Below are 21,587 nucleotides of genomic sequence, written 5' to 3' on the forward strand. Positions count from 1 at the left end.
TGAACCAAGACGAACGTGAGAAGGCTTGAGGACCGTGTCGCGGGCGTCATGACCGTCTCATTTTCACGCGTTCGAACATAAGCGCCAAGCTCGGACGCCCGAAGCAGGCGGGCTTTCGGCCTCGAAAAAGGCACGGGTTTTAAACCTCGAGGCCGGGTCCGATAATGGGGGTTATCATCCGTCGGCGAATTTCCTGCAACAGGTAACGCCCCCTGACGTCGACTCGATCGTGGGGCGGGGAGGGGCAGGCAAGACGCCTCGTCGCATCTGGTTGGACGCTCGTCCAACCAGACGCGACGCCCGGGGGAGGGGGGGATCGGGCCGGACGGCCCCCGAAGCGCATATCAGGGCGCATAATCCGGCCCCCGCGGCGCGCGCCGCGGGGCGGAGACCGCCCTGGCGTCGGGCTTCGACCGCGGGCGGCCCGCCCCGGGTCGGCGGCGGCCCGCTTCAGGTTGAGAAGTTGGCGCTGGTTGACAGGTTGGCGCTAGAAACGGGGGCGTCATCGTCCGAAAGACCGTGGCGCCGTCGAATCCGCGGTTTCGGTGCACTGTTCATGATAGGCGTGCGGCTCGGGCACTCCCCAAGGGGGCCAGGGGGGTGTCGCGCCTCGACTCGGCGACGACCGAGCGCGACGGGGGTTGCGGGAGTCCGGCGCTTCCGGCGCGTAGCAAGACCCCTCGCTCCCCGGCGCGTAAGATGCGCCCCGCACCGCACGCTCGGGTGCCGACGAGCGGCTCGCGGCGGGCACCATCGTTTTTCTCGACCCACGCCACCTCATGACCCCGAACTCGGAGGATCGCCGAGTGCTTCGAGGCAGAGGCTTGCAGCTGAAACTCCGGAGTTTTGGGGATGGAAGGATCAAGGAGATCGAGCGGGATCGGGGATGGGCGAGGCGTCGGCGCGCTCGGCGCGGACGACCGCATAGGGTCGCGCGTCCCAGACCCTCGTCGTGCCGTCGTCGCTCCCGCTGACGATCCGCGTCCCATCCGGGCTGAAGGACGCCGAGCGGACCCCGTCGGCGTGTCCCTTGAGGGCGAGGACCTCCGTCCCGCTGCCGGCGTCCCACAACCTCACCGTCCCGTCGCCGCCGGCGGTGACGATCCGCGACCCGTCGGGGCTGAAGGCCACGGACCACAGCGTGCCCGTATGGCCCTTGAGGGTCAGGATCTCGGCCCCGGCGGCGGCGTCCCAGACCTTCGCCACGTCGTCGAAGCCGCCGGTCGCGATCCGCGCGCCGTCGGGGCTGTACGCAGCCGACGCGACGGCCTTGGCGTGCCCGACGAGCCTCAGCACCTCGACCCCCGTCGTCGCGTCCCAGACCGTCGCCGCCTGGTCGAAGCCCGCGGTCACGACTCGCGACCCGTCGCGGCTGAACGCGGCGCAATCGACCCGGCCCCCACGCGCCTTCAGCACGCGGATCTCCCTCCCGTCCCGCGCGTCCCAGAGCCTCGCGGTACCGTCGACGCCCGCGGTCACGACCCGCGACCCGTCCGGGCTGAAGGACGCGGCCGTCAGGAAGCCCCCGTGTCCTTTCAGCGAGATGAGATTCCCGCCGCCCCTGGCGTCCCAGATCCTGGCCGTCCCGTCGTAGTCCGCCGTCACGATCCGCTTCCCATCGCGGCTGAACTCGATCGAGATGCCGCCGCCACTCCCGAGCCGCAAGCTCGGGCGGCCCGTCCGCGCGTCCAGGACGCGCGATTCGGAAGGGTCGGCGGCCCACCGGATGGCCGCGACCTTGGCCCCGTCCGGGCTGAACGAGGCCCGCGCCGACCCCCGGCCCCCTTCGAGCGTGAACGGCCCGGGGCCGGTCTTCGCGTCCCAGATCCGAGCCGGCTCCGGCTTGACCCGCGTCGACTCCAAGGTCCCCAGGGCGGCCGTGATCACCCTGGAGCCGTCCGGGCTGAAACGCGCCGCCCACACTGCCGAGCCGTGCCCCTTGAGCGTGAGCGTCGCCGCTCCGCTCGCCGCGTCCCAGACGCGGGCGGTCCGGTCCTCGCTCGCCGTCACGACCTTGGAGCCGTCCGGGCTGAACAGGGCCGAGAAGACCCGGCGGGCGTGCCCCCTGAGCGTCAGCAGTTCGGCCCCGCTCGCCGCGTCCCAGACGCGCGCCGTCTTGTCGTGCCCGGCCGTGACGACCCGGGTCCCGTCGGGGCTGAACGCCGCCCGCTCCACGCCGCCCTCGTGCCCGGCGAGCGTGCGCAGCCCCTCGCCCGTCCTCGCGTCCCAGAGCCGCGCCGGCCCGTGCAAGTCCGCGGTCGCGACCTTCGTCCCGTCGGGGCTGAATTCCGCGTGAGGGAAGAGCGAGAATTTCGGGGCTACGAGGGTGAGGAGCACCGCGCCGGACGCGGCGTCCCAGACCTTCGCGGTGCCGTCCTCGCTCGCGGTCACGACCCGCCCGCCGTCCCGGTCGAACCGCGACGAGAAGATGCGGCCCGCGTGTCCCGCCAGCGTGGCGATCGCGACCCCGCTCGCCGCGTCCTTGACGACGACGGTCCGACCCCCGTCGCCCGCCGCGAGGACCCGCGCGCCGTCGCGGCCGAGGGCGTCGAGGCCTACGAACGTCCGCCCCTCGCGCCCGGGGAGCTCGGCCCCGCTCCGCGCGTCCCAGAAGCGGATCGTCCCCGCCCCGTCCAGGGTCGCGATCCGCGTCCCCGACTCGTCGAAATACGGCTCGAAACGACCCCCCGGCCCCTGGAACGTCGCCAGCTCGGGGCGGCAGAGCGAATCGACGTAACGCCACTCCCACCCGCGCAGCTCGGGTCGCGTGCCCTCGAGGATCGCCAGAGCCCCGACGACGTCGTCGTCGCGCCACTCCTCGTAGGCCGCCTGGACCGCCCGGCCGTATTCGACCGACGCCAGCCGGACGTGGGCAGCCTCCACATCGACGCGGGCCTTCTCCGCCCCGGCGCGGGCCGTCTCCGCCTCGACCCGGCCGCTCTCGGCCGCCCGCCACAGCCACGCGATCGACCCGCCGGCCCCGATCAGGAACACGACCGCCGCCGCCAGCCCGCAAGCGGCCGCCGCCGCCGGCTTGCGCCTCGCGAACAGGGCCGCCCGCTCCAGCGGGCCCGTCGGCCGCGCGGCGATCGGCCGGCTCCCGAGCCACGCCCGCAGATCCTCGGCCAACGCCTGGGCCGTCGCATACCGCCGGTCGGGCTCCTTCTCCAAACATTTCAGGCAGATGGTCTCCAGGTCGCGGGGGATCTTCGCGTTGAGAAGCCTAGGCCGGGCGGGCGACGACGTCCGGACGGCGTCGAGCGTCTCGACGACGCTCTCGCCGACGAAGGGGGCCCTGCCGGTCAAGAGCGTATACAGGACGCCCCCTAGGCCGTAGACGTCCGTCGCGGTGGTGACCGCGCCCCGGCGGCCTGCGGCCTGCTCGGGGCTCATGTAGGCCGGGGTGCCGAGGATCGCACCCGACTGCGTCAGCTCGGCGTCCTCAGTGGTCCGCTTCGCCAGGCCGAAATCCGTGACGTGGGCATGCCCGTCGGCGTCGAGCAGCAGGTTGGCCGGCTTGAGGTCGCGGTGCAGGACGCCTCGGACGTGGGCGTGCGCCACCGCTTCGGCGGCTTCGACCACCAGGCGTGCGGCGGCCCGGGGGTCGTCCATGAAGGCTCCGGACGCGACGCCGCCGCCTTCGATCAGCTTCATGCTGAAATACCGCTGCCCCTCGAGCTCGCCGACCTCGTACACCGGCACGACGCCCGGGTGGTCGAGCAGGGCCACGGCCTCGACCTCGTTCTGGAACCTCCGCAGGTCGTCGGCGTCGGCGAGGATGCCCGACCGGATCATCTTCAAAGCCACCGGCCGATTCAGGCTGACCTGGCGGGCCCGGTAGACGACGCCCATGCCGCCCCGGCCCAGTTCTTCCAGGATCTCGTAGTCGCCGAAATAGCGGACCTGTTCGCCGGGGGGCAGCCCGCCCGCGTCGCCCGGAGCGGAGACCGCGGCGGCCAGATCGACGGTGGGGGCCGGGTCGCCCCGGAGCGGGGCCGCCAGGCGGCCGAAACGGTCGTGCCCGCCGAAGAAGGAACGGAGTTCCGGGGCCAGGTCGGGATGCGCGGCGAGGATCGCGGCGCGGTCCGGGGTCGCGCCGACGTCCTCGGCCGCGAGATACTCGGCGATGACCCGCTCGACGGCCCGCTCGCGATCCGGACCGGTCATCCGGCGCCCCCCTCGTCGTCGGGCATCTCGTCCCGGAGCTGGGCGAGGCCGCGCTTGAGCAGCCCCGCCACGGCCTGCGGCGTGCGGCCGAGGGCCTCGCTGATCTCCGCCAGGCTCGCCCCCTGGCAGTGCCGCATCACCAGGGCCCGGCGATTGTCCTCGGGCACCCGGACCAGCGCATCGGCGAGACGCACGAGCGACTCGTTCCGCTCGGCCCGCCGGGAGGGCGACGACTGGTCGACGGCGAGCCACCGCTCCAGGCGGGCGGAGGACTCGCCGAGCGACGCCTCCAGCGACTGAACGCGGCCGGCGTCCCGCTTGGCCCGGCCCTGGGCGCGGAGCGCGTCGGCGAAGTTGCAGGCGAGGAGGCGGCGGAGCCAGGCGCGGTGCTCGGCCTCGCCGCCGCGGAAGCCGGCGCGGTCCCTGTGGGCGTCGAGCAGGGTCTGCTGCACGACGTCCGACGGCTCGACGCCCCGGCGCCCGTCGCGCCCGAGCTGGGCCTCGGCCAGCAATCGCAGGTAGGAGCGGTATCGCTCCAACGCCATCTCCACGTCGCTCTCCGGCGTCCTCATGGGGTTGTAGCCGCCATCGCCGCCCGATCGGGGCGCGTCGTGAACAAGATTCGTCGATTTTCGGTCGCCTCGCAACGGGCGACGCCGACCCGCGTCACGGCGAGGTCGGCGTCGTCGTCCCGAAAACTCGCGGGTTCAGGAGGGCGGGCGGCCGCCGCCGGCCATCGTCACGGCTTGCGCGTCGACTTCGCTCCCCGCGGGAGCAATCCCTCGATCGCCTTCGTCAGCTCGGCGCCCATCGTCGGCGAGTAGCCATAATGGATGTCCCGGACGACGCCGTCGGGGCCGACGAGGATCACGGCGGGGAAGCCCTTGACGTCGATCTTCTCGGGGACGCCCCGGGCGCGGAGGGTCGGGTACTTCAGGCCCATGACCTCGGCCACGAATCGGGCGTCCTCCTCCTCGGCGTCGGTGTTCATCCCCAGCACCGCCACCGGGCGTCCCTTGAACTTCTCAGCCACGGCGTCGATCTCCGGCATCGCCTTGATGCACCAGCCGCAGCCCCGAAACCAGAAGTCGAGCACGACGACCCGCCCGCGGTAGTCGGCCAGGGAGTGCGTCTCGCCGTCGAGCCCCTGCAGGGACCAGTCCGGGAACGGCTTGCCCACCACCGCGGCGCGCCGCTTCGCCGACTCCATGTACGCCTTGGCCCTGGCATCGTGGCCGGCGAGTTTGCGGTCGAACTCCTCGCGGAAGACGGGCTCGTCGGTCGCGTCGCGGGCGGCCTGCAGCTTCCGCCTGGCGTCCGCCAGCAGGGAGGCGCCGTTCTCGGCGTCCTTCGCGGCCGCCTGGATCGCTTTCCTGTAGGCCCGGAGCGCCGCGATGGACCGATCGGCCGCCGGGGCGAAGGCGGCGACCCAGGCCGCGTTCTTGGTTTCGACGCCCGCCAGCTCAAGCTTGCCGGTGCCCTTGGTCTTGACGCCGATCTCCTGGCTGAAGTGCTGCTCGGCCCCGACGACCATGCCGCGGTCGAAGCGGTAGTCCGACCCGAATCCTATGGTATATACCCGCTTCAGGGGGCCGAGCCGCTCTGCGTGAAAGCCCCAGCCGTCGGTCCCGCGCCGCAGTGACGAGTAGCCGTACTCCTGCCCGGTTCGGGCGTCGCGCTGACCCCACTCGCCCGCCGAGGGCTTGTCGGGCAGGCGAGGGAAGGCGATCGCCGGGTCGAAGTCGGAGCCTAGCTGGGCGTCGGCCCCGAGCCGTCCGTCGGGGGACAGGTCGAAGTAGCCGAGGCTGTATTCCATCGGCGGGAGCTGCTGCCCCTTGGTCGGGGCCTTCCCCGCCCCCGGGCCGGCGGCCTCGCGGAGCCGGTTCCCGACGCGGATGACGACGCGGCGGCTGCCGTCCGAATTGCGTCGGACGACCCAGGCGGTCGTGTCCTGATCCTCGAAGAACGTGTCGCTGTTGGCCTTGATGCTGGTCCGCCCGGTGTAGGAGAGGACCATGCCGGGCTCGAGCCGATACCTCGGGAGCTCTTCCTCCGCTTTCGCGGCCGAGACGGCCTGGGAAGTCAGACCGGCCAGCAGGACGATCCAGGTTTTCCACGAGCCTGCATCCCAAACCCGCGTCATGTTCATTTCCCCCTGTAAGCGAGCGAGATTCGCGCCGAAAAGGCTTCCATACGGTATAAGCCGCCATCCGAGCGGGACCAGGGCGCGCCGCGAGGGTGAAAACTTGGGATTCCATGTTCAGTTCAACGGTATTAGACGCCTTTGCCTCATCGCTGTTTGGCGCCGCATGCCGTCGATTCGACCGCCCCGCGGGGCGTCGCGTCCGGCTCCCGCCGGCGTCGAACGTTACGCGGTGTCCTGCCTCCGCCTCCGACGACTTGATAGTCCAGCGCATGAGGCGACCGCGGGGACTTCGGCGGCCCTGGTCGGTAGGAGATGGATGGCGCAGCTGGACGTCGAGGAGCCGACGACGGCCCGGAGGTATGGCTTATGCTTCAGGAGGCGGGCGACGGCCTCTCGGATTTTCTCCGGCGGAGTTCGGACGGCGGCCGGCCGCCGTCGCCGCCGACCAGGTGATACTCCGGGGCGTCGGCGAGGCCGTAGGCTGAAGTTTGCTCCCGTCTCGGCGGGTGCAACATAGGGGGCGTTTCAGGACGGCCACCTCGACGCGACGGTCTGCAAGGGTGCCGAGGAGCGAGTCGCAGCCGATATGATCGGCATAGTTTCACGTCATCGAACATAATAGCTATTATCGGACGCAACGGGTGCCGATGATTCCGAGGAATTCAAGGACCCTCGTCGCGGGGCGAGGGCTCGAACAGGCCGCCGTGCGCGGCCGAAGTCGAATAAGGCGGCGGGCCGAGCGAATGCCCTTCCGGCCGCGCCGTGGCGGACGCCCACGTGCGGGTCGCCTCGAGGCGCCCATTCAGGAGTCAGACCCATGGAGTCGGGCAAGAAGGCCGACCGGCCCTGTCCAATGTGCGGGAGCGATTCATACTGCTGGGGGACTTTGGGCGCGCAGGGGATCAACTTCACCCCCGACGAAGCCTCCCTCCTCAGCAAGTTCTTCCGCGGAGGCCTGAAGCTGCCGGCGCGGCGGTGCGATGGATGCGGAAACGTCCAGGTCTTCGCGCCGCCGCTTGAATCCGGAGCCTAGGTCGCGCCAGCTCGCCGAAGACAGGTTCTTCGTCACCGCCCTGACTCGGAATTGGCTTCCTTGGCGAGCCGAAAGGTGAGAAGCCAAGGTCACGGCCGCCAAGAGTCACGAAGGCGTATGAAGCTCCGTCGTCGGACCCAACGGTCCGAAGAAATTCATCGAAATTAAAGCCGAACTCCTCTTCGGTCGGCACTATCGTCTCGAAACGTGCTAAAGTCGTTCGCAGGCGATTGCATACACGGTCGGCGTCCGCTAATGTGTCTTGGCGGCCCCGCATCGGGCGGCCGCGATGCGACGCGAATCCAGACGAGGTCATCCCCGATGATCCGCCGAGTCACCGCCTTCGCCGGACTGCTGCTGGCCCTGCCGTCGCTGGCGTCGGCCGGCCTGATCGCCGGCGACCTGATTGCTGGCCAAGCCTATGCGGTCGACGCGTCGACCGGCGTCGCGACGCCCCTCGGTTCGTCCTTCGGGTTCACGGGCGTCACAGGGCTGGGCTACGATTCCGCCGCCGGCGTCCTCTACGGTCTGGACCGCGACACCGACCAGCTGCTGATCGTCGACCCTGCGACGGGGTCGGCCACGGCTGTGGGGCCGCTCGGCGTGGACATCGTCGCGGCCGACGTGGCCTTCGACTCGGCGAACGGCCTGCTCTACATGGTCGACTACAGGCTGGCCCAACTCTTCACGATCGACCCGACGACGGGCGCGGCCGCCCTGATCGGCGCCAGCGTCGGTGCCCAGGGGCTGGCCTACGACTCCGTCACGAACACCCTCTACGCGTCGCGCGATACGTTCAACGACGTCACGAGCGGCCTCTACACCATCGACGTCGCGACCGGAGCCGCGACCTTCGTCGGCGGCTTCGGCCAGGGCGTCAACGACAACGACCTGGCCTTCGATCCGACGGCGAACGTCCTCTATCTGAGCGGCACGTTTGAAGCCAACTCGCTCTTCACCGTAAACCGCGCGACGGGGGCCGTCGCCACCGTAGGCACCCTGGGCGATGGGGTGTTCGGTTCGGGGCTGGCTTTCGTCGGCGGGTCGGCCGCCGTCCCCGAGCCCTCCTCGCTCGCGATGGGTACGACGGCCGCACTGATGGGCCTGGCGGTCGTTCGTCGTCGAGCCTGATCGTCGCCGGTCCAAGTCTCGCGGGGCCCCGGCTGGGAGTTCGAAGAGGAGATGGGGCCACGGCCTCGGATTCTCGTGGACGCCGCCCGTCCGCTCGCCCATAAACAGCGAAAGTTCGATCATTTCGCCTTCCAAACACCCCGCCGAAGCCTCTCCCGGCCTTCGTTCGAGGAGTCTTCAGCGTGATCCCCTCCGAATCGAAGCAGGAATCCCCCTCCGCCGAGGCCGAACCTCTTCTCGCCCGACGCCGGTGGGGCCGGCTGGACATCCAGGCGTTCGCCGTGGACGACGTCGGCGAGCGGGTCAGGATGCGGCGGAGGCGAAAGTGGTGGCCGAAGGACCGAGCCTAGATCGCTGGTTCTCCAGGGTGTAGAGAATCATCGTGGGCTCGACGCATCGCCCTTTGAGACGATGCACTCGCCGCCCTCGGCCCCTGGCATCCGGCCTGATGCCGGTGCGTCAACTCGTCGCGTTCAGCGAGAGGCAAGCCCTGTTCTTTCGCGAGCCAAACTGCGTCAGGCGGTCCTACATTGGGCGACATTGGCGACAGCACGCTGGCCGATGCCGCGCGGCGCCACAGGAACCTACGCATGAGGTGGTGGCGGTTCTTCCTGGCCGCCGTAGCCTTAATCGCGATGCTCGGGGGCCCCCTCTCCGCCTTCGGCCCACGGTTAAATCCGCTCGTCCGCAGCCTTCTCGTCATCACGCTGTTCATCGGGTTTCTGACATGCTGGGTCGGCAGTTTCGTCGCATGGTTCGCGCTCTTGCTCTTCCGTTGTCCGCGCTGCGGGGAGCGGTTCGCCTTGGCCTGGTACAGCAGTTGGCCCACCGCGGCCTGCAAGCATTGCGGCCAGTACCTTGGGTGAGCACGATGACGTTCGGCGAGAGGTGAAGCAGCTCTGGCTGAGGCGCTCCTCGCGGACCCGGCCGTTGAACGACTCGATGAAGCCGTCGTCCGTCGGCTCGCCTTGGCGGCTGAAATTTAGAGTACCCCCGTTGAGGTGCGTCCAAGGGTCCGGACGCGATGCCGGAAGTCAAGGCGCCGTCGCGTCGCCTCCCACGCGCGATCGCTCCTCGGGGGCCCGACGGCGTGGCACGCCGAGGAAATAAACCCGATTATCGGACGCTGCCGTGCGGACATGGAACGACGACCGCTCAGGTCGCGCGAGCGACCAGCTTATCGAATTTAACCGATCCGCCGATCACTTCTCCGGGGCGAACGGATCTCTCGGAAAGGCCATGTCGAGCTCGAGTCCCCGGAAGTCGACGCGGCCCCGCAGGGATTCGAGATCGGCGTCGACCTTCACGTTCTCGAGATTGGCGTAACCTGCGACGAACGCCCTACGGAGCTGCGCGACCGCATCGGCCGCGAGGCCTTCGCGACCCGGCTCGGCGACCGCGCTCATCAGGGCGATGTCGCAGGCCAGGTTGTAGCGGACGCCGGGGTAACGATCGGCTAACTCGCCGTCCACCTGAGCGGCACGCTCGAAGGTGCGAAGGGCCGCGGCCCCATCGCCGAGGGCCGCTTCGACCCGGCCCAGCGTGCGTAGGGCCCCCCCTAGCGAGCTGGCGTGGAACACCTGGCCGGGATGCTCTCGGACGACCTGCTCCAGGATCGCCGCGGATCGCCGGATCAGAGGCAAGGCCTCGGCGCCCCGGCCCGCGACCACCAACAGGTCCGCCTGGCTCTTGAGCCCCTGCGCCAGGAGGTTCTTCGTGTAGGCGGCGTCCGGCTCCTCCTCCAGAAGCCCCTCGGCCATGTCGGCGGCCCGGCGATAGACGGCCAACGCCTCGGGCCGGCGCTTCAGCAGGGCGAGGACGTAGGCGAGGCTCAGCAAATTCTCCGAGAGCGCGCGGCGGTACGACGGGACCGAGGGGTTGGCGACGGCCATCGCCTCGCGCAGCTCCAGGCAGCGGAGGATGTGGCGGTGGGCCTCCTCGAAGCGCCCTTGATCGTACGCCAGCGAGTGGCCCTCGGCGTAGCAGTCGGCCAGCCGCGACCGGAGGCCCAGGTCGTCCGGCTCGTCCCGGGCGAGGTCCTCGAACAGGACGCGGGCCTGATCCCAGGACGTGCGGGCCTCGTCCTGTCGTCCCGCCTCGCGCAGGGCCGTGGCGCGATCGAGGAGGATGCTGCCGAGGTCCTCGCGGACGATCCAAGACAGGCTGGTCCGCCCGGTCAGGTCGACCGGGCCGGCGGCGTGCGGGAGCGGCAGGTCGAGCAGGGGCCGCGCGATCGCGGCGGCGTCGTCCCACTCGGCGATGGCCTCGGAAGGCTTGCCGACGTCGCGAAAGAGTTGGCCGATGTTGCGATGGCTGCGGGCCACGTCTATACGCGAACTCGGATCGTCCGGGGACCGACGCGCGACGGCGCGGCGGATCTCCAACGCCTTGCGATGCTCGGCGATGGCCTGTTCGATGCGGCCGAGGCCCGCGAGCGCCAGGCCCTGGGCGCCGTGGCAGCGGGCCAAAGACCGTCGAAGTTCGACGTCGTCGGGCCCGTCGCGGGCGAGTTGCTCGTAGAGCTCGGTCGCGGCGCGGTGGGCGCTCATGGCGCCCTCGAGGTCGCCCATAGCCTGATCGATCCAGCCGGCGCGGAACGACGCCGACGCGGCGTCGGAGCGGACCGAGGGATCGCTCCCGCGCTCGGCGAGGAACTCGAGATAATAACGGCGGGCGGACTCGAGGAGCCGCTTCCGGAGGGGCTGGAGGCCGGGCACGTTGAGGAGCCGATTCTCGCTCACGGTCGTGAAATACTCGTCGACCGCGGACCGCGCCCGCCGGAAATTGGCCTCCGCCTTCGAGCGCTCGCGGTTGATCGCCACCACGGCGATGGACAGGCTGATTACGGCGGAGGCGAGCGACATCCCCAACGACGCGGCCAGCGAGCGATGGCGCCGGCCCCAGCGCGTGACGCGGGTCGCGAGCGGGTCTCGGTACGCCGTCACCGGCTCGTCGGCGATCCACCGCTCCAGGTCCTCCGCCAGCGCCCTCGGCGACACATAGCGGCCCGAAGGGTCGAGCGCCATGGCCTTGGAGCAGACCGCGTCCAGCGCCGCATCGACCGTCGCGTCGACCTTGCGCGGGGGCGGGAAGTCCCCCCGCCCCACCGCCCGGAGCACGTCGACGACCTCGCCGTCGAAGGGCGGCCTGCCGGTCAGCAGGCAGTACAACGTCGCCCCCAGGCTGTAGACGTCGCTCCGGGGCCCGAGGCGTTCGAGGTCCCCGGCGGCCTGCTCCGGGCTCATGTAGGCCGGCGTCCCCAGGGCGCTGCCGGGGAGGGTCTCGGCCGACCCGCTGGCGGAACTCGGGTTCAACGGCCGCTCGTCGGAGCCGACCCCCGGCTCGACCCTCCCCAGCGTCTTGGCGAGGCCCCAGTCGACCACCAGGGTCTCGCCGTGCCTGCCCACTATCACGTTGCCGGGCTTGATGTCGCGGTGGAGCACGCCCCGCGAGTGGGCGTACTCGATCGCGTCGCACACGTCCAGGAAGCGGCGCAGCAACTTGCGCAGCTCGAGCGACCGCAGCCCGGGATCGCCAGCGAGGGCCGCGTCGGCGTGGAAGCGCCCGATCGCCTCCTTGAGCGAATCTCCGCGGACGAACCGCATGGCGTAGTAGGGCCGCCCGTCCTCGTAGGTCCCCAGGCCGTAGACGGGGACGATCCCCGGGTGCTCCAGGCCGCCGGTGATCTCGGCCTCGAGGAGGAACCGCTGGCGGCTGGACGGGTCGTCGGCGTGGCGCTCGAGGATCTGCTTCAGCGCCACCTCGCGGTTCAGCTCGGCGTCCAGAGCCACGAAGACGGCCCCCAGGCCCCCGCGGGCGTAGGGCCGGAGCACCCGGAACCTCCGGCCCTCGCCGTCGGCGACGCCGAACTCGCAGGTGCTCGTCCGGTCGGCGTCCCCCGCGGGATCGGGGGCCGGGCGGATGCGGGCGAGGATCGCCCCGACCTCGGCGTCCCCGAGGGCCGCCAAGCTCTCGCGGGTCGATCCGCCCGGGGCGACGGTCGCGAGGCTCGCCTGCGCGCCGCCGCCGTGCTTCTTCAGGTGACGGTCGACCAGCGCCTCGAGGACCGAGCGGTCGTCGGCGTCGAGGTCGCCGCGGGAGGCGAGGTGCTCGGCCAGGGTGCGGCCCCTGTCCCGGGTCCAGGCCTGGAAGCCGGCGACGAGCTGGACCTGGTCGATCAGGCCGTTCTGCAGGGCCAGCAGCCCGAACAGGAGATCGCGGTCGGCGGCGTTCGCGGCCATGGGACGAGGCTCCCGAGGCGAAGCTTGGATCGGCGCCGCGCCCCCGCCCCGGCGCCGTCGGCCTGGTCCAGATTCGGATCGCCTGGATTATCCCAAGGTCGTGCGAGAAAGTCCCGGCGGATCGGCCTCCGACCCGACGCTTCCCGCAGGCCCGCCCGATCACGTGGCGTTTTTGGGGGGGGCGACCGCGATCGAGCGCGTAGGTGCGGGAAGCGTCTTCAGCCAGCCGGCCCTTCAAACGGCGAGACGCAGCTCGAAACGCCGACTGCCGCGACCGGGCGGGGGGACCCGACAGGGCGGGCGAATTACCCATTATCGGACCCGCTCGGCCGTCGAAATTCCGCGGCTTCGAGCCGCGGCGGTCTCCCGCCGAGGCGCATGAGAAAGGCCGGACGCGCCGCGTGAGGGCGAGCCCGGCCGCCTTCACCGTCTTTCGGTCCTTCGGGCCTGGCGGCGCCGGGCGAGGCGTGGCGCGCCGAGGGCCCCGACGCCCAGCATCGCCAGCGAGGCCGGCTCGGGGACGGCCGACGACGAGGCGATCCGGACGTCGTCGAACTGGTGGAAGCCGGCCTGCTGGACCCAGGCCACGCTCACGACGTCCTCGAAGCCGACGAAGCTGTAGGTATGGAAGCCGAACGTCGGCGCCAGGACGAACCCCTGCTGGACGGTCGAGGCGTCGGCCCGGGTCCCCGTGAAGTTCACGGGGACCTGCTGGCCGTCCCCGCTCGAGTAGAACGCCAATGCGATCGAGACCAGGTCGAAGGCCCCCCCGCCGACCTTCCGGAGGATCGTCGTCTGCTCCGCGGCGCTGTTGAACAGGCCGGTCGAGCCCGCGAAGTTGGCGCTCTGCGCCTCCCAGGACGAGAACGCGGAGTTGACCGAAGTCGACGAGAACTCGAATCCGTCTTCCACGTAGGGGGATCCGACCGCGACGGCGCCGGCCCCCGGCGCTGCAAGCGCCGCGAAATCGATGACCACGTCCGCCCGCGCGGCACCCGCCCACAGGCCGACCGCCAGGATCGCCAAGCTCGATCTCCGCATCTTCATCCGCGCCTCGCGCCCGGGGTTTCGATGCAATCATGGAAACGCGTCCAGCATCATGATGTTAGGATCGGACGGGTGCAAGGATGAACCCCGGATTCGCGATCGCCGCGCACCTAGGACGCGGACGACGCCCCCTCTGGTCGATCGGGCCTTGCTCGAAGCGGGGCGTGCCGAAGAATCGAGGAAATGATTGAGGCGCATCCCCCCCGAAGACGGCACTAGGGATGCGAGGTCGAAAGTCCGTTCGGTTCGGGGGTGGATCGATGAAGCCAGGAACGGTCGGGGGCGTCGATCCGCTGCGAGTCCTGTTCCATGTCGGGTCGGTCGGCGGGATGACCGACGGCGACCTGCTGCGGACGTTCGCCTCGCGGCGGGGCGAAGCCGGGGCGGAAGCCGCTTTCGCGGCCCTGGTGGAGCGGCACGGCCCCCTCGTCCTGCGCGTCTGCCGCGGCGTCGTCGGCGACCCGCACTCCGCGGAGGACGCGTTCCAGGCGACGTTCCTGCTGCTCGCCCGTCGCGCGGGCTCGATCCGCCGGCCCGACGCGGTGGCGGGCTGGCTGTTCCGCATCGCCCGCCGGATCGCGGCGAAGTCGCGGGCGGACGTCGCCCGCCGCAAGGCCCTCGAACGCCGGGGGGCGGAGATGGCGGCCCGACGCGCGGACGTCCCGGGACGGACCGAGGCGGGGGCGGAGCTCTACGAGGAGCTGGACCGCCTCCCGGAGAAGTACCGCGAGCCGATCGTGCTCTGCCACCTGTCCGGGCTGACCTACGAGGAGGCGGCGATGCGGCTCGGATGCCCGGTCCGGACCGTCCACACGCGACTCATCCGCGGGCGGGAGCGCCTCCGCCGCATGCTCGTCCGGCGCGGCGCGGCGCCGTCGGCGGGACTGCTCGCCCTCTCGACGTCGGCGGACGCGGCCGGGGCCGGCGTGCCCCGGGCGCTGGCCTCGGCCGCGACGCGAGCGGCCGTGCAGTTCGTCGCGGGCCGCTCGGCCGTCCCATCCTCGACGGCGGTCGCCATGGCCGAATCCATGCTCGGGCCCCCGGCCCTCGGCCGGTGGAAGGCGGCGTTCGCCGCGGCGACCCTGTGCGGGGCCGTGGCGGTCTGCTGCGCCCATGCGACGAGGATGCTCGGGGGGCGGGGCGTCGACGGGGCCCCGACCCCCTCGCCCCGCCTCCGCGAGGCGGGACGCGACGACGTCTCGCTGCAAGGCCGCTGGTCGGCCTCGATTCCGGGCCCCGAGGGCCGGCCCCAGGTCCTGGTATGGGCCATCGAGCGGGATGCGCTCTCCATCTGGGTCGCGAGCCCCGACGGCGTCGCGGAGGATCCGCCCGTCGAGGCCCGCCTCGTGGTCGATCGACGGTCGAACCCGAAGACGTTCGCCATCGTCCACGCGATCTCCGCCGCGGGCCCGCTGGAGGACAATCTGGGGATCTACGAGCTCGACGGCGACTCCCTCAAGATCTGCTACGGGACGCCCGGGATGCCTCGACCGTCGTCGTTCCGGGAGGGCGTCGCCGGGCCTCCCCGCCTGCTGGTCCTGGGACGGGGCGGCCCGGCGCCCAGGCCGCTTCCATCCCCGACGTCCGATCGACCGGCCGAGGTCGACGGCGTCGTCCTCGGGCCCGACGGTCGACCCTTCGCGGGGGCGAAGGTCTACTTCGACGTCCCCGACGACGCCCGCGCGGGCGAGGAGCCGCGCGCCCGCAAGGCGGCCGAGGTGGCCGCGAGCGGCCCGGACGGCCGGTTCCGATTCCGGGCGGAGGCGGACGCCTGGGCGGGCGTGGACCGCGCCTCCCCCCTGAGCCGGCCCACCGTCTCGGCCCTCGCCGACGGCTTCGGCCCCGCCTGGGTCTCGTGCCAGTCGCCGTCCTCGGCGTCGAACGTCGAGCTGAGGCTGGTCGAGGACGACGTCCCGATCTCGGGGAAGCTGCTCGACGCCGAAGGCCGGCCCGTCCCCGACGCCGAGGTGCGCGTGCTCGGACTGCGAGCCGTCCGGGGGGACGACCTCGGCGCGTTCGTGCGGGCCTTCGAGCGGACGCCGACGGCGGCCGGGGCCCTGCTGCTGCTCGGGGGGCGGCTGGACGTGAAGGCCTCGGGCCTCGTCCCGTCCGTCCGCACCGGGCCCGACGGCCGCTTCCACCTGGAGGGGGTAGGTCGCGGGCGAGTCGTCGAGTTGAGGATCGCGGGCCCGGGCGTCGCGACGCAGAAGCTGGTCGCCGCGCCGGCGGGCCCGACGCCTCCCGGCGCCCCGCGACGTGCGGTGAAGCGGCCCGAACCGGGCGTCGCCCTGGCCGCGTCGGCGGCCTTCGACGTCGTCGCGGCACGGTCCCGATCCGTCGAAGGCGTGGTTTTCGACGGGGAGACGGGCCGCGCGATCGCGGGCGTGGCCGTGAAGAGCGATCGGGTGTCGCAAGGCGCGACGTCGGCCGACGACTTCATCCGCACGACGACCGACGAGCGGGGGCGCTATCGGCTGGACGGGCTGCCCGACGGGCCGGGCAACTCCATCGTCGCCGCGCCGGCGGGCGATCAACCCTACCTGGCGTCGCTCGTCGAGGTGGGCCTCGCCCCGGACGGCGAGCCGACCCGGGTCGACTTCGCGCTGAGGCGCGGGGTGCTGGTCCGCGGCCGGGTCACGAGCGGGTCGGGGCGCCTCCCGGTCAGGGCCCGGGTGCAGTATTTCGCCGATCCGTCGAATCCCCACGCCGACGAGGCGCCCGGATTCGGAGGGACGCGGCAGGCGGCGCCCACCGAACCGGATGGATCGTTCGCGGTCGCGGCGCTGCCCGGACGCGGCCTGCTCGCGGTCCGGGCCGGCGGGCGATTCGCGCCGGCCGACGCCCGGCTCGAACGGCGGCCTCGCCTCCCGTCGCTCCTCGACGGTCGCGATGCGGACGCCGTCGTCATGCTCGACCTCGACGCCGCAGGGCCGGAAGTCCGTCGCGACGTCGTGCTCGAGTCGATCGATCGGTCGAATCCGACCGCGGTCGGACAATCGGGGCCCTGGGCGCACGCCGCGGCCCTCGTTCGGACCGTCCGTCCTCTTCCCGCATCCCCATCCATCCGGAGGGCCGGCCCATGACTCGATCGAAGTCCGTGCGTCGCGGGTTCACGCTGATCGAACTCCTCGCGGCGATCTTGATCGTCGCGGTCCTCCTAGCCCTCCTCCTCCCCGCCGTCCAGGCCTCTCGAGAGGCGGCGCGGCGCATCCAATGCGTCGACAACCTGAAGCAGATCGGGACGGCCCTGAACAGCTATGCGACGTTTACGGGCGGGTTGCCGCCGGGGCGGTGCTGGAACGGGTACTCCTTCTACGCGCCCCTGCTGCCCCACCTCGATCAGGCGGCCCTCTACGACTCGCTCAACATGAGCGTCCACGTCTCGATCGCCCACGACTATCCCGCGGGGACCCCCGCCGACGCGCACCGCACGGCGTCGCTCGCCAGGCTGGGCGTCCTCGCCTGCCCGAGCGACCGGCGGGCCTCGTGGAACTCGGGGACCACCAACTACGCGGGCAACCTCGGCCACGGCCGCCGCGGGACGCCGGGGTTCGCCCGCGGGGTCTTCTTCGACGAATGGTCGCCGCAATCCTCCGTGACGCGCCTCGCCGAGATCGCCGACGGGGCCTCGAACACCGTCGCGGTCTCGGAATGGGTGCTCGGCGCGGGGCTCGGGGCGGCTGCCGATTTCCGGGGCAACATCTACGACGTCTCGGGCGCGTCCGACTTCGACGGCTTCGTCGCGGCGTGCGACTCGAGCGTCGGCGTCCGGCCGGTCCTGCCGAACGGCAAGCGCTGCTACTGGCTGCAGACGGGGCTGGCGTCCACCCTCTACAACCACAATCAGGGCGTCGGGATGCCGTCGTGCGACGACGGGACCCGCTCGGCCTCGGACGGCTCCTGGACCGCGGCCAGCCGCCACCCGGGCGGGGCGGCCGCGCTGGCCGTCGACGGCCACGTCGCCTTCGTCGGAGAATCCACGGCGCGCGAGATCTGGCGGGCGCTCGGGACCCGGGCCGGCGGCGAGGTCGTCCCCCCGGCGGAATGATCGGCTCCCGCAGCCCGAGGGATCGCCGGAACGGGCCGCGACGACGGCGAGGGCGAGGGCGAGGCGGCGACCCCGACTATAGGCCGGACCGACTCGACGTTCGACGGTCCGGGGCCCGTCGTAAGTCGGGCCGACCCTCGGCCATGCCGCGCCCTCGGTCGGACATGAAGAAGGGCGGGACGGTACGTCGACCCTGAGCTCCGCAGCCGGCGGCTCCAGCGCCGCGGAACATACATAACGATCGACGCATTTACACGTCCAAGAACTTGACAGCTACTATCGGACCCAGACGATAGGGCCCGAATACGCACCTGTTACGGGATCGAGGGCCCGATCTGGCAAACGTCCGATCTTGGGGTTTATGTTCAATGATGTGCAAATGTATCGATCATACCGGTCGTTTCACGATGCTTGGGCCCCCGGGATCGGAGGCGCGGCGAAGTCCCGGGGCGACCGTCGGACGGGCCGACTCTATCGGTAGGACGCACAATCGAGCGAATTGGGGGCGCCCTCCGGCGCGGAAGGCGCCGTCGCGATGGACCGGCCTCCAACCCGACTCGTCTCCGATGGCGGGGCCGCGGGGCCTGGAGCGCCTCTCTGCTCCGAAGTCCGTCGGACCATCCATCCCGCGATTCGAACGGCAAAGTCCGCGGTCAAGGGCCGGGCGTTACGACCCGATCCTCGGGACGCCCCGCCCTCAGCTCGGCGAGCAGCGCCTCGAAGTCTTCGTCGGACTTGATGGCGTCGAAGTCGATGTCCGACGCGATCATGTCGGGATTCTGGTGGCCGCCGGCGAGCGCTTCCCGCAGGCTCGCGACGGCTCGTGCGGTGAAGTTCGCGCGGCGGGACCGCTCCTCCGGGGCGAGGTCGGTCTTTCCTGGAGCGACCAGATCGGCGCAGATGGCGCGTACGCACGCGCGATTATAGGGATCCAGGGCGGCGGAATCGGCGATGGATTCGAAGAGTCGGCGTGCTCGATCGAGCGACTGCGACGCCTCCTGGACGCGACCGGACGCCAGATGGATCCGGCCCGTCTCGTAGAGAATGTATCCGAGGTCGCGCTCGGCCCAGACGCCTCCGTCGTTCTTCCGCCGGCGCGCCTCGGCGTACGCGAGGGCCTTTCGGTAATGTTGGAGGGCCTCGTCCGGTTCGCCGAGACGGGCGAGCACCCGAGCCAGCTCGTTCTCATAAAACGCGACCGTGGCACGCGCCGTCTCCAGGCCCGGGTTGTCGCGGGCGATCGCTTCAGACAGATCCAACGCGCGGCGGAAGGCGGCTCGCGCGTCTTCCGTACGGCCGGTCAACCGGTAATGAGTCCAGCCGATGCCGTGCAAGGAGTTGGCCACGCCCCACCGATGGTTGACGTCGTCGGGATGGTCGCGGGCCAGTCCCTCGCTCAGCGCGAGCGATCGCTGGAACGCCGCGAGAGCCTCGGCCGAGCGCCCGCAGTCGCGTTGCCGCGCGCCGATGCTGCGAAGGGCGCCGGCCAGTCGCGACCTGTAATCGGCGACGTCGGGGTAGTCGCGGATGAGATGTTCGAATATGGCCAACTCCTGCTCCGTCGAGCGCAGCGACTCGGAGGTCGATCCCGCGGTATACAACCTCTCCGACCAGACCCCGTAGCCGATGCCCAGCTCCTTCCGATACTCGGGCACGTCGGGATGCTCGCGGACGACCTGTTTGCGGATTTCGAGGGAACGCTCATGGGAGCGACGAGCGTCCGCCTCGCGTCCAAGCGCCGCCTGCTGGTTTCCGAGGTCGTTCAGGCACATCGCGAGCTTGTAGGCGTAGCGCTCGACCGTCGGGTGCTCGCCGCTGAGCCGATCGTACATCTGCGTCGCCCGCTCGAAGCAGGGCATCGCCTCCGTCGCCGACTCGACGTCCATCGTGACGAACCCGACGCGGTACCAGGCCTCGGCCGCCTCGGCCCGCACCGATGGATCGTCGGCGTGCTCGTCGAGAAACTCCTGGTAGTACCTCCGAGACGATTCGAGGAGCTCCTTGCGGAGCGGTTGCAGCCCGGGGACGTTGAGGAGCTTGCTCTCGCTGACCTTGGTGAAATACTCGTCGACCGCCTGGCGGGCCTTCTGGAAGTTGGCCTCCGCGGCCAGCCGCAGCTGGTCGGCCCGGCGCCGCTCGGCGTCGGTCCGGGCGTTCGCCCGGCCCAGGAGGACGGTCCCGGCGGCGAGCCCGACCACGGCCGCGAGGAGCAGCGTCGCCGCCCCCGCCACGAGCGGCCGGTGCCGGCGCGCCCAGCGGCCGGCCCTCGTCGCGAATGGCTCCCGGTAGCCGGCCACCGGCTCGTCGGCCATCCATCGCTCGAGATCCTCGGCCAGCGCCCGGGGCGAGCGGTAGCGGTCGCCCGGCTCCAGGGCCATGGCCTTGAGGCAGACGGCCTCCAGCGCCCGATCGATCGTCGGATCGAGCTTGCGCGGCGGCGCGAACTCGCCCTTCTGGACCGCGCGCAGCGCCGCGCCCACGTCGTCGTCCTCGACCGACGGCCGCCCCGTCAGCAAGCAGTACAGGGTGGCCCCGAGGCTGTACACGTCGCTCCGCGGCCCGAGGTCCTCCAGGTCGCCTCGGGCCTGCTCCGGGCTCATGTAGGCCGGGGTGCCCAACGCACTTCCCGGCAGCGTCTCGGCGCTGCCGCTGGCCGGGCTGGGCGCCAGCGGACGCTCGTCCGGCGAACCGACGGCGTCGGTTCGCCCCTGGACCTTGGCCAGGCCCCAGTCGACCACCAGCGTCTCGCCGTGCCTGCCGATGATGACGTTGCCCGGCTTGAGGTCGCGGTGCAGGACGCCGCGGCTGTGGGCGTAGTCGATCGCGTTGCAGACGTCGAGGAACCGACGCAGGAGCTGGCGCAGCTCCAGCGACCGCCGCCCGGGGTCGTCCTTCGACGCCGCGTCGGCGTGGAACCGACCGATGGCTTCCTTCAGGGAGTCGCCGCGGATGAACCGCATGGCGTAATACGGGCGCCCGTCGCCGTAGGTCCCCAGCCCGTAGACCGGGACGATGCCGGGGTGCTCCAGCCCGCCGGTGATCTCGGCCTCCAGCAGGAAGCGGGCGCGGCTGGTCTGGTCGTCGGCGTGGCGGTCGAGGATCTGCTTCAGCGCCACCTCCCGGTTCAGTTCCGAGTCCATCGCCACGAAAACGGCGCCGAGCCCGCCCCGGGCGTGGGGACGCAGGACGCGGAATCGTCGGCCGTCGGAAGTGGCGGAGCCGACGGAGTAGTTGCTGGTGCGGTCGGCGTCGCCGTCCGGCTCGGCGCCGCCGCCGACTCGGGCGAGCGTGGCCTCGACCTGCGCCCCGCCCGCGGCGGCGAGGCTCTCGCGGGTCGATCGGTTCAGGTCGAGGGCGGCGAGGCTCTCCTCGGGGTCGCCGCCGTGGGCCGCCAGGTGCTCGCCCGCCAGGGCGTCGAGCAGGGAGCGGCGGGACGGGGAGAGGACCCCCTGCTCGACCAGCAGGTCGGCCATCGGGCGGTCGCCGCCGGCGGTCCAGACCGCGAAGGCGGCCACGAGCTGGTCGCGGGCGACCATCCCGTTCTGCAGGGCCAGCAGGCCGAAGAGCATGTCGCGCGGGGCGTCGTCGCGTGGTGGCATCGGCTCGGCTCCCGGCCCCCGGCATCGGGCGTTGCGACGCGCCTGGAAGCCCTGCCAGGCGTGGTCGCCGGCGCGGCTCTGCGAGGCCGACGCTCATGGTAAACGAATACAGCGCAAGAGCGGAAGTGGATGCCCGAAGAGGGGCCGGGCCTCCAGCCCGAGCCGGACGCCGCGC

The 21,587-nt window shown here is 71.5% G+C and carries 10 protein-coding genes and 1 pseudogene; 4 read left to right on the forward strand and 7 right to left on the reverse strand.

Annotation, left to right across the window (positions count from 1 at the left end):
- Positions 1 to 861 precede the first annotated feature (861 nt).
- The 3 genes from PZE19_RS32050 to PZE19_RS32060 form a co-directional block, all read right to left on the reverse strand.
- On the reverse strand, positions 862 to 4,167 hold the full coding sequence (locus PZE19_RS32050; RefSeq protein WP_277864742.1) for a protein kinase domain-containing protein: 3,306 nt from the start codon (positions 4,165 to 4,167) through the stop codon (positions 862 to 864).
- Complete coding sequence (locus tag PZE19_RS32055; RefSeq protein WP_277864756.1) at positions 4,164 to 4,712, reverse strand: sigma-70 family RNA polymerase sigma factor; 549 nt, start codon at positions 4,710 to 4,712, stop codon at positions 4,164 to 4,166. Before PZE19_RS32055 ends, PZE19_RS32050 begins: the two co-directional genes overlap by 4 nt.
- A gap of 194 nt (positions 4,713 to 4,906) precedes the next feature.
- Positions 4,907 to 6,310 carry a TlpA family protein disulfide reductase gene (locus tag PZE19_RS32060; RefSeq protein ID WP_277864743.1) on the reverse strand — a complete coding sequence of 468 codons (1,404 nt, stop codon included), beginning with the start codon at positions 6,308 to 6,310 and terminating at the stop codon, positions 4,907 to 4,909.
- A gap of 1,357 nt (positions 6,311 to 7,667) precedes the next feature.
- On the opposite strand from PZE19_RS32060, the gene PZE19_RS32065 reads away from it, so the two are divergent.
- Both PZE19_RS32065 and PZE19_RS32070 read left to right on the forward strand, forming a co-directional pair.
- Positions 7,668 to 8,477 carry a YncE family protein gene (locus PZE19_RS32065; RefSeq protein WP_277864744.1) on the forward strand — a complete coding sequence of 270 codons (810 nt, stop codon included), beginning with the start codon at positions 7,668 to 7,670 and terminating at the stop codon, positions 8,475 to 8,477.
- 182 nt (positions 8,478 to 8,659) lie between these two features.
- Complete coding sequence (locus PZE19_RS32070; protein ID WP_277864745.1) at positions 8,660 to 8,827, forward strand: hypothetical protein; 168 nt, start codon at positions 8,660 to 8,662, stop codon at positions 8,825 to 8,827.
- Positions 8,828 to 9,148: 321 nt separating this feature from the next.
- Here PZE19_RS32070 and PZE19_RS33400 read toward each other — a convergent pair.
- The 3 genes and pseudogenes from PZE19_RS33400 to PZE19_RS32085 form a co-directional block, all read right to left on the reverse strand.
- Positions 9,149 to 9,454: pseudogene (locus PZE19_RS33400) on the reverse strand (integrase core domain-containing protein); the annotation flags it as partial.
- Between the two features lie 225 nt (positions 9,455 to 9,679).
- The gene (locus tag PZE19_RS32080; protein ID WP_277864746.1) at positions 9,680 to 12,718 is read right to left on the reverse strand and encodes a serine/threonine-protein kinase; all 3,039 of its coding nucleotides are present in this window, start codon (positions 12,716 to 12,718) and stop codon (positions 9,680 to 9,682) included.
- 423 nt (positions 12,719 to 13,141) lie between these two features.
- Entirely contained in the window at positions 13,142 to 13,765 is a 624-nt protein-coding gene (locus tag PZE19_RS32085; RefSeq protein ID WP_277864747.1) for a PEP-CTERM sorting domain-containing protein, read from the reverse strand.
- Positions 13,766 to 14,025: 260 nt separating this feature from the next.
- Between PZE19_RS32085 and PZE19_RS32090 the strand changes: the two genes are divergently transcribed.
- Both PZE19_RS32090 and PZE19_RS32095 read left to right on the forward strand, forming a co-directional pair.
- The gene (locus PZE19_RS32090; RefSeq protein WP_277864748.1) at positions 14,026 to 16,848 is read left to right on the forward strand and encodes a sigma-70 family RNA polymerase sigma factor; all 2,823 of its coding nucleotides are present in this window, start codon (positions 14,026 to 14,028) and stop codon (positions 16,846 to 16,848) included.
- Positions 16,845 to 17,813 (forward strand): DUF1559 family PulG-like putative transporter, encoded by a 969-nt coding sequence (locus tag PZE19_RS32095; RefSeq protein ID WP_277864749.1) that lies wholly within the window; start codon positions 16,845 to 16,847, stop codon positions 17,811 to 17,813. The genes PZE19_RS32090 and PZE19_RS32095 overlap by 4 nt, the downstream gene beginning before the upstream one ends.
- 653 nt (positions 17,814 to 18,466) lie before the next feature.
- On the opposite strand, the gene PZE19_RS32100 is transcribed toward PZE19_RS32095, so the two are convergent.
- On the reverse strand, positions 18,467 to 21,412 hold the full coding sequence (locus PZE19_RS32100; protein ID WP_277864750.1) for a serine/threonine-protein kinase: 2,946 nt from the start codon (positions 21,410 to 21,412) through the stop codon (positions 18,467 to 18,469).
- Positions 21,413 to 21,587 lie beyond the last annotated feature (175 nt).

The sequence above is a fragment of the Paludisphaera mucosa genome (assembly GCF_029589435.1).
Lineage (GTDB): Bacteria > Planctomycetota > Planctomycetia > Isosphaerales > Isosphaeraceae > Paludisphaera > Paludisphaera mucosa.